Origin of the sequence: Microcella sp. (assembly GCF_033763155.1) — a bacterium.
GTDB lineage: Bacteria > Actinomycetota > Actinomycetes > Actinomycetales > Microbacteriaceae > Microcella.
Genome location: NZ_JANRKZ010000169.1, coordinates 1 through 9,067 on the forward strand (window position 1 = coordinate 1; position 9,067 = coordinate 9,067).

The window sequence follows — 9,067 nt, forward strand, 5'->3', positions numbered from 1 at the left end:
GCGGCGCGCACGGCCGCGTCGGCATCGACGAAGTTGTTGTACGACATCTCTTTGCCGTGCAGCTGGGTGGCCTGCGCGATGCCGTGGGCTCCGTCGGCGCGGTAGAGCGCGGCGTGCTGGTGGCTGTTCTCGCCGTAGCGCAGCACTTGCTGCAGCGTCGCGTGCACGTCGATGGTCGAGGGGCTGCCGTCACCCGCAGGATGAGAGGCCCGCACACCGAGCGTGTCGGCGAACCAGCCCGCCACCGCGGTGTCGTAGGCGGCCGTGTGCGCGAAGGCCTTGGCGGCAAAGCGCTGGCGCTGGGCGAGTGTCGTGCCGCCGAGCGTGAGCGCCTTCGTGACCATGACGTAGTCGGCCGGGTCGACGATGATCGCGACGTTGGCGTGGTTCTTGGCGGCGGCGCGCACCATCGCGGGCCCGCCGATGTCGATCTGCTCGATCACGACGTCGCCCTGCGCGCCCGAGGCGACGGTCTCGACGAAGGGGTAGAGGTTGACGATCACGAGGTCGAACGGCGTGACGCCGAGGTCGATGAGCTGCGCCTCGTGCGACGCCAGACGCAGGTCAGCCAAGATGCCCGCGTGCACCTTCGGGTGCAAGGTCTTGACGCGACCGTCGAGGGTTTCGGCGAATCCGGTGACCTCGGCCACCTCGGTGACGTGGTGCCCCGCGGCCGCGATCGTCGCCGCCGTCGAGCCCGTCGACACCATCTCGACGCCACCCTCGGCGAGCGCCGCCGCCAACTCGAGCAGCCCCGTCTTGTCGCTCACCGAAATGAGGGCGCGACGCACCGGCACCGCGTCGCGGTGGCGGTAGAGGGCGGGGTCGTGGGCGGGGCCGGCCATGGGGTCTCCAGTGGTGATCAGGGGGTGGATGCTGTGCCGAGCTCGATCGCGCCGTCAGCGATGCCGCGCACGACGTCGATGAGCAGGCGCCGCTCAACGGGCTTGATGCGCTCGTGCAGGCTGTGCTCGGTGTCGTCGGGCAGCACGGGCACGCGCTCTTGCGCGAGGATCGGGCCGGTGTCGACTCCCGAGTCGACAACGATGACGCTCGCGCCGGTCTGCGTGGCGCCCGCGGCGAGCGCGTCGCGCACGCCGTGGGCTCCGGGAAACTCGGGAAGATACGCGGGGTGCGTGTTGATGAGCCGCGGCGCGAGGGCCTCGACAACGCGCGGCGGCAGCAGGCGCATGAGGCCGCTCAACACCACGAGGTCGGGTTGCCACTGCTGAACGGCCGCGAGCAATTCGTCGCCCCACTCCTCACGCGAGTCGAACGACGAGAAGGGCACCGTGAAGCTCGGGATGCCGAACTCTTCGGCGTGAGCGAGGCCGTCGGCGGCGCGGTCGGCGCCGACGGCGACTACGTGCGCGGGGTACTCGGCATCGCGACACGCCTCAAGCAGAGCGCGCAGGTTTGACCCGCCGCCCGAGATCAGCACGACGACCCGCAGCACGCCTCCAGGCTATCGGGTGCGTGCGAGGGGCTGCGGCCGGGCAACCCGCACACCGCCGGCGAGCAGGCCCAGGGATGCTCCGATGAGAGTTTCGACGAACATCCACAGCCCCACGGTCACCGGGTCGGGGCCCACCTCGGCGAGGCGACCGGGCCCGGCAGCACCTGCCCCCACAAACGCGAGAAAGCCCATCGCGCCACCGGCGATCAGTGCCGCGAGCGCGGCCGTGCCGAGCCCCCACCAGCGCGGCGGCTCACCATCGAGCGCGGCAACGAGTCGTGGGCGCACCGCGAGACCCGCGATGAACGCCGCGAGCACCGGCACGATGAGGGTCATGAAGCCGAGCGGCGAAGGCTCCAGCGGCAGCGCGCCCAACACCGGCACGGCGGGCAGTGGCCCCAGCGTCGTCGCGATGGGGCTCACGGTCGACCCCGCACCCACGGCGAAGCCCGGGCCCACGAGCCATGACGCAGCCCAGATGACGAGGGTCGGCACCAGGGCGAGCTGCGCGGCCGTGAGGGCGATGCCGCCGAGCACCCCGGCCTGCACGCTCTCATAGAGGGCGATGACCTGGCCGTAGCCCACCACGAGCGCGAGCGTTGTCACGACGGATGCGGCGACGATGACCGTCGCCACCGTGCCGAGCCCGGCGCGCAGCGCGGCCCCTCCCGCGGCGATCCACGGTTGCGGCCCCTCGGCGATCATGCGACGCAACCGCACGCGGGCCGGATTCGTCGCGCCGATCGACCCAATGGCGAGGCCCAGCCCGAACACCAATCCCGGAAACAGCAGCGCTTGCCAGCGCGAGGGCAGCACGCCCTCGGTGGAGGCGGTCAGCACGAGCAGTCCCGAGAGCACCACGACCGTGGTCAGAGCAACGAGCTCGCCGAGCACGCGGTGCGGCTCGCGTCGCAGCCGCCGTGCCATCACGACACCGGCGAGCGCCGTGCAGAGCGCAAAGCCACTGAGCGCGAGCGACACCAGAAACGGCTCGCCGACGCCCGTGACACCGAGGGCGAGGGCGGTTTGGGCATCCAGCTGAAAGGTCACGTCGACGCCGTGTCCAACGAGCCAGATGACCACCGCCGCGCGCCAGAAAACCACCCAGTCGATCTGAAATCCAAACTGCGCGGCCCACATGATGGTCAGGATGCTCAAGGGCACCGCAACGCCGATTCCCACGATGAGCAGCGCCTCAAGGGCGCTCATCAGGGCGGTCAGTCGACGGGTCATGTCGCGGGCGAGCCTATCGCCGTGCGGCTCACGCGAGCACGGCGCGCGCCGCAGCGCGAGCCTCGACCGGTTCGGCCGCCGCGCACGCCGCCGTCGCGGCCGTGCGACACTGCTCGAGCGTCACTCCGGCGAGGCGCGCACCCACGGTCGGAATCGCGCGCGCGGTCATCGACAAACTCGAGGCGCCGAGCCCCACGAGCACCGCCGCGAAGTCGGGGTTGGCCGCGGCCTCGCCGCACAAGCCCATGGGGGTTCCGGTTGTCGCCGCCGCTTCGCCCACGAGACGAATCATGCGCAAGAGCGCGGGTTGCCACGGGTCGGCGAGTGCGGCGAGTGACGCCGACATGCGGTCGGCCGCCATCGTGTATTGCGAAAGGTCGTTCGTGCCCACACTGATGAAGTCGACCGCGGTGCACAACTCGGCGGCCGTGACCGCGGCCGCCGGAGTCTCGAGCATGATTCCCACGCTCGCAATTCCTGCCGCTCTGGCCCGCGCGGCAAACTCGCGCGTCTCGCCGAGCGTCGCGATCATGGGCGCCATGACGGCAACGTCGGCACGTTCCGCGGCCGCGGCTTCGGCGATCGCCTGCAGTTGCCGCTCGAGCACCTGCGGATCACGGATGGCCGTGCGCACGCCGCGCAGCCCCAACACGGGGTTCGGCTCGTCAATCGCGGTCAAGAACGGCAACGGCTTATCGCTGCCCGCGTCGAGCGTGCGCACGATGATCCGCTGCTGCGGAAAAGCCGCGAACACTTCGCGATAGGCCGCGACCTGTTCGGCCACGCTCGGTTCATCGGCGCGGTCGAGAAAGCAGAACTCGGTGCGGAACAGCCCGACTCCGTCAGCGCCGCGCTCGACAGCGCGCGCAATCTCGCGCGGCGCCCCCACATTGGCGCTCAACACGACAACGTGACCGTCGGCCGTCTTGCCGGGGCCCACGAACGGCGGCAGCGTGATGACGCCCGTCGCCGTGGCCTGCTCGGCCAGATCGGGCTGCACGATGACCTCACCCGTGTCTCCGTCGACCAACACGAGCGTGCCGTCGGCGATGCTCGTGGCGCCCATGACGCCCACCACGGCGGGCAAGCCCAACTCGCGCGCAATGATCGCGGTGTGCGAGGTGGGGCCGCCCTGCTCGGTCACGAGAGCGAGACACTGCGACGGGTCGAGCGTGACGGTGTCGGCCGGTGCCAAGTCGTCAGCGATCAGGATGTACGGCTCTCGTCGCTCGGGCAGTCCGGGCGGCTCGACCCCCGTGATGGCGGCGATCGTACGGTCGCGCACATCGTGCAGATCGGTCACGCGGTCGAGCAAGCTGCCGCCCGCGGCGCGGTAGTCGGCCACGAGTCGCGCGATGGCGTCCCACACGGCACGCTCAGGGCTCACGCCGCGCTCGTGCACCGCCCGCGACGCGGCGTCGTGCAGCACGGCGTCGTCGGCGATCGCCGCCGTCGCCGCGAGCACCTCGGCGCGGTGCCCCTCGGTGGCGGCGGCACGCTCGCGGTATTGGGCGGCGGTCGCGCGCAGGGCATCCGTCACGATCTGCGCCGCGGCGGCACGAGAGGGCGGTGCCATGATGACCGTCGCGCTCGGTTCGGCAATCGCGTGCACGAGCACGGCAACCGGCCCGACCACGCGGCCCGAGCTGACGCCGAGGGGCCCCGAACCGCGATCGGGTTCGACCGCGTCGGCGAGCAGGGCAGGCACGACGGTCGGAGTCGGTGCCGTCACGAGGGGTTCGCCGAATCCACCCTCGATGAGGTCGGCGATCGCGCGCACGGCGGCGGTGGCGTCATCGCCCGTGGCGCTCACCTCAACCTCGGTGCCGGGCTTCGCGATCAAGATCGAGATGCTCAGCGGGCTCGCGGCAGGAGCCGCTGGCTTGCCCGGCACGGCGAGCGAGATCGTCGACGAGAAGGTGGCGGCGAGCGCGGCGATCTCGGCCGCAGGGCGGGCGTGAAGGCCACCCTCATTACGCACGAGAGCGATCGCGGATGCGCTGGGCTGGTCGGGTGCTGCAGCGGGCGATGGCGTCGCGGCGGATCCGGACGCCGCGGGGCCCGGCGCATCGGTCGATGTCGCCGAACCCGCGAGCAAGGCGACTTTCGGCGCGAGCGCGGCCGAGGCTTCGGCCGCGACAACGTCGATGCTGTCACCGGTCGCGGCCCGCACCACGGCAGCGAGCAGACCCTCGATGAAGGGCGCGGGAACGACCCGCACATCAATGCGCTGCGCGATGAACTCGAGAGCCATGTCGGCGCTCAACACGGCTGAGCCGAGATCGGTAAGCACGACAACGCCGACGCCCTCGGAGGCCTCACTGATAGCCGCGGCCACCCGTGTCGCATTCGTGCCCGTGCCGCCGTCGGCGCGGCCCGCCGCAATCGCGATTCGTGGAGGGTCGGCGGGCGTGAACTCGCGCGCGAGCGTGGCCGCGGCCTCAGCCAGGGCCCGACTGTGCGAGACGAGCACGAGACCCACGCGCGGCGCACGGCGATCGGCCGTGCGCCGCGGGGCCACCGTCGGCGCCTCGGTCGCGGTTGTCGGGGTGGAAATGGGCGCGGTGGGCACCGAGGCCGCGGCCGCGAGTGCTGCCGCGAGAGCGTCGAGCATGAGCGCTGCGGAGGCAGCCCCCGGGTCGATCGAGCCCCGACTGCGGTCGCCCAAGTAGCTTGCCCGGCCGCGACGCGCGACGAGCTCCGCCGTGGCATCGCGAGCGACGCCGGCCGCGATCGCGGCGGTGGATGCTGCCGCGGTAAGCGGAGCGCCCGTCGCGACCGCAGCATCCAGGGCCTCAATCGCGGGCACGAGCGCATCGAGCAACGTCTTATCGCCGAGCTCAGCGTGGCCGCGTTGCTGCACGCCTGCGGCTCCGGCGCGCAAGGCCGCGACGAGCGCGGGGCCATCGAGCGCGGAGGCATCGCCGCACGCGGTCGCCGCCCGCAACAGCAGGGTGCCGAAGAGTGGGCCGCTCGCTCCGCCCACGGTGCTCACGAGCGTGAGCCCCGCGCGCGTGAGCGCTTCGCGCACCGTCGAGGGCGGCTGGGCATCGAGCTGGGCCACCACGGCGCTCATGCCGCGCTGCAGGTTCGCGCCGTGATCGGCGTCGCCGATGGCTGCGTCGAGTCGGGTGAGGTGCTGCTCGTTCTCGGCAATCTCGCTCGCCCAGCGGCGCAGCCAGTCGGTCGTGACGGCAAGTGTCAGCACGGTTATCGCCCCCACCGTAGGGCCGGGGTGTCGACGGGGGCGTCCCAATACGCGAGCAGTTCGGCGTCGACCGGAAGCACCGTGATGAGGCAGCCCGCCATGTCGAGAGCCGTGATGGTGTTGCCCACGAGCGTGCGAACCGTGCGCACCCCCACGGCCTCGAGCAGCGGAACCATCTCGGCAAGCATCGCGTAGAGCTCAATGAGCGGCGTAGCGCCGAGGCCCGAGAGCATGACGATCGCGTCGCCCGCGGGCAAGCCGTCGGCCACAAGCGGGCCCACGAGGCGTTCCGCGAGTTCGGGCGCGGCAGCCATTGTCTGGCGCGCCCGCCCGGGCTCACCGTGAATGCCCACGCCCCACTCGATCTCATCGTCGGCGAGCTCAAAGGTGGGCACACCCGCCGCGGGAACCGTCGCGGCACTCAGCGCAACCCCCATCGAGCGGCCCGAGGCGGCGATGCGGGTCGCCAGGTCGTGCAGCGTATCGAGGTCGTGGCCCTGCTCGGCCGCGGCACCCACGATCTTTTCGAGCAACACGGTCGTGCCCGTGCCGCGGCGTCCCGCCGTAAACGTCGAATCGGCCACGGCCACGTCGTCAGCAACGAGCACCGTGCGCACGTCGATGCGCGCCGCCTGCGCGAGCTCAGCGGCAAGCTCGAAGTTGAGCACATCGCCCGTGTAGTTCTTGACGATGTGGAGCACGCCCGCTCCGCGGTCGACGGCCACCGTGGCGCCGTGAATCTGGTCGGGCGTGGGCGAGGTAAACACGTCACCCGCGACGGCCGCGTCGAGCATCCCGAAGCCCACATAGCCCGTGTGCAGGGGCTCGTGCCCCGAGCCTCCGCCGCTCACGAGCGCGACGGTGCCGAAGTCTTTCGGCTCAGCGCGATAGACAACGCGGCGCTCGTGGTCGACGCGCACGCCGGGGTGCGCAAGCGCGAGGCCGCGCAGGGCGTCAGCGACGACCGTCTCGGGGCTAGAGATGAGCTTCTTCATCGCGGGGTCAGTCTAGGCCGGGGCCCCGCTGCGCATTCTGCTGGCCGCCAAGCGAGATTTACTCGTCGGGATACGGATGCGCGCCATAAGCCGTGCGGCAGCTGCGCGGGCTAGGCGACATCGGGAACAGCCAGCAATGTTCCCCAGGGATTCTCCCCTCACGCAATGTGCCGATCATGGCACGTGCCGCGAGAGGCACATTGCACGAGAGGAGCAGCCCACCCAGAGTCCCGCGACGCAACACGACAGCCGCGCAATCCGCCGAATGGCCGGGGACATGACGACGGCCCCGCACCTCGTGAGAGGAGCGGGGCCGTCGACAATGCTGCGGCGGATGCTGCCTAGAGCGCCGCGATGATCTCGCGCATCAGGGCGGCCGTCTCGCTCGGCGTCTTGCCGACCTTGACACCCGCAGCCTCGAGGGCCTCTTTCTTGGCCTGCGCGGTGCCCGCCGAGCCGCTGACGATGGCGCCGGCGTGGCCCATCGTCTTGCCCTCGGGGGCGGTGAACCCCGCCACGTAGCCCACCACAGGCTTCGTGACGTTGGCCTTGATGAAGTCGGCCGCGCGCTCTTCAGCGTCGCCGCCGATCTCGCCGATCATGACGATCGCCTTCGTCTCGGGGTCGGCCTCGAACGCCGCGAGGGCATCGATGTGCGTCGTGCCGATGATGGGGTCGCCGCCGATGCCGATCGCGGTCGAGAAGCCGAGATCGCGCAGCTCGAACATCATCTGATACGTCAGGGTGCCCGACTTCGAGACGAGGCCGATGGGGCCCTTGCCCGTGATGTTGGCCGGCGTGATGCCCACGAGCGACTCGCCCGGCGTGATGATGCCGGGGCAGTTGGGGCCGATGATGCGCGTCGCGTTGCCCGTCGCCTGAGCGTGCGCCCAGATCTCGGCCGAGTCGAGCACGGGAATGCCCTCGGTGATGATGACGAGCAGACCGATGCGAGCGTCGATGGCCTCGAATGCGGCGTCTTTCGAGAACGCCGGCGGAACGAAAGCGATCGAGACGTCGGCACCGGTCGCGGCCATAGCCTCGGCCACCGTCGCGAACACGGGCAGGTCGATCGGCGAGCCGTCAGCCGCAACGTGCGAGACGGTCGTGCCGGCCTTGCGGGCGTTGACGCCACCGACAACCTGCGTGCCGGCCTTGAGCATGAGGGCCGTGTGCTTGGTGCCCTCACCGCCCGTGATGCCCTGCACGATGACCTTGGAGTCTTTGTTCAGAAAGATCGACATTGTTCGCGTTTCCCTTACTTCGCGGCGAGCGCGGCAGCCTTGTCAGCGCCCTCGTCCATGGTCGTGGCGAGAGTGACGAGCGGGTGGGCAGCCGCGGCAAGAATCGCGCGCCCCTCGTCGACCTGGTTGCCGTCGAGACGCACCACGAGCGGCTTGGTTGCCGAATCGCCGAGCATCTCAAGGGCCGAGACGATGCCGTTGGCCACCGCGACGCATGAGGTGATGCCACCGAACACGTTGACGAACACGCTCTTGACCTGCGGGTCGCCCAAAATCACGTCGAGGCCAGCGGCCATGACCTCGGCCGAGGCGCCACCGCCGATGTCGAGGAAGTTGGCAGGCTTCACACCGCCGTAGTTCTCGCCCGCGTAGGCCACGACGTCGAGCGTCGACATCACGAGGCCGGCACCGTTGCCGATGACTCCCACCTCACCGTCGAGCTTGACGTAGTTGAGGTCGTGCTGCTTGGCCTTCGCCTCGAGCGGGTCAGCGGCATCTTTGTCTTCCAACGCCTCGTGGCCCGGCTGACGGAAGCTGGCGTTCTCGTCGAGGCTGACCTTGCCGTCGAGCGCGACGATGTCGCCGGCGCCCGTGAGCACGAGCGGGTTCACCTCAACGAGCGTGGCGTCTTCGGCAACGTAGACGCCGTAGAGCAAGACGAACACGGGTGCGACCTTCTCAACGAGCTCGGCCGGGAACTTCGCGGCAACGGCAATCTCGCGTGCCTTGTCGAGCGTGATGCCCACGGCCGGGTCGACCGCGACGCGCGCGAGCGCCTCGGGGCGCTCTTCGGCGAGCTGCTCAATCTCCATGCCGCCCTCATAGCTGCACAGCGCGAGGTAGTTGCGGTTGGCGCGGTCGAGCAGCACCGAGAAGTAGTACTCCTCTTTGATGTCGGCGCCCTGCGCCACCATCACGCGCTTGACGACGT

The 9,067-nt window shown here is 70.4% G+C and carries 6 protein-coding genes and 1 pseudogene; all 7 read right to left on the reverse strand.

Going from position 1 to position 9,067, the window contains the following annotated elements; genetic code table 11:
• Positions 1-845, reverse strand: a pseudogene (gene purH, locus SFU54_RS07200) (bifunctional phosphoribosylaminoimidazolecarboxamide formyltransferase/IMP cyclohydrolase); the annotation flags it as partial.
• 17 nt (positions 846-862) lie between these two features.
• Positions 863-1,456: a phosphoribosylglycinamide formyltransferase gene (gene purN, locus SFU54_RS07205; RefSeq protein ID WP_319015609.1), complete on the reverse strand. Its 594-nt coding sequence runs from the start codon at positions 1,454-1,456 to the stop codon at positions 863-865.
• Between the two features lie 9 nt (positions 1,457-1,465).
• Entirely contained in the window at positions 1,466-2,689 is a 1,224-nt protein-coding gene (locus SFU54_RS07210) for a DUF6350 family protein (protein WP_319015610.1), read from the reverse strand.
• 28 nt (positions 2,690-2,717) lie between these two features.
• Positions 2,718-5,897 (reverse strand): phosphoenolpyruvate--protein phosphotransferase, encoded by a 3,180-nt coding sequence (ptsP, locus tag SFU54_RS07215; protein WP_319015611.1) that lies wholly within the window; start codon positions 5,895-5,897, stop codon positions 2,718-2,720.
• Positions 5,898-5,899: 2 nt separating this feature from the next.
• A complete protein-coding gene (gene dhaK, locus SFU54_RS07220) occupies positions 5,900-6,892 on the reverse strand; it encodes a dihydroxyacetone kinase subunit DhaK (protein WP_319015612.1) in 993 nt (330 codons plus the stop codon).
• Between the two features lie 341 nt (positions 6,893-7,233).
• The gene (sucD, locus tag SFU54_RS07225) at positions 7,234-8,136 is read right to left on the reverse strand and encodes a succinate--CoA ligase subunit alpha (protein WP_319015613.1); all 903 of its coding nucleotides are present in this window, start codon (positions 8,134-8,136) and stop codon (positions 7,234-7,236) included.
• 14 nt (positions 8,137-8,150) lie between these two features.
• A partial coding sequence (sucC, locus tag SFU54_RS07230) for an ADP-forming succinate--CoA ligase subunit beta (RefSeq protein WP_319015614.1) occupies positions 8,151-9,067 on the reverse strand: 917 nt, incomplete at its 5' end.

Coding starts and splice junctions, on each gene's coding strand:
- SFU54_RS07210 (WP_319015610.1), bottom strand. CDS start 2,689: ATGACCCGTCGACTGACCGCCCTGATGAGCGCCCTTGAGGCGCTGCTC.
- dhaK (WP_319015612.1), bottom strand. CDS start 6,892: ATGAAGAAGCTCATCTCTAGCCCCGAGACGGTCGTCGCTGACGCCCTG.
- sucD (WP_319015613.1), bottom strand. CDS start 8,136: ATGTCGATCTTTCTGAACAAAGACTCCAAGGTCATCGTGCAGGGCATC.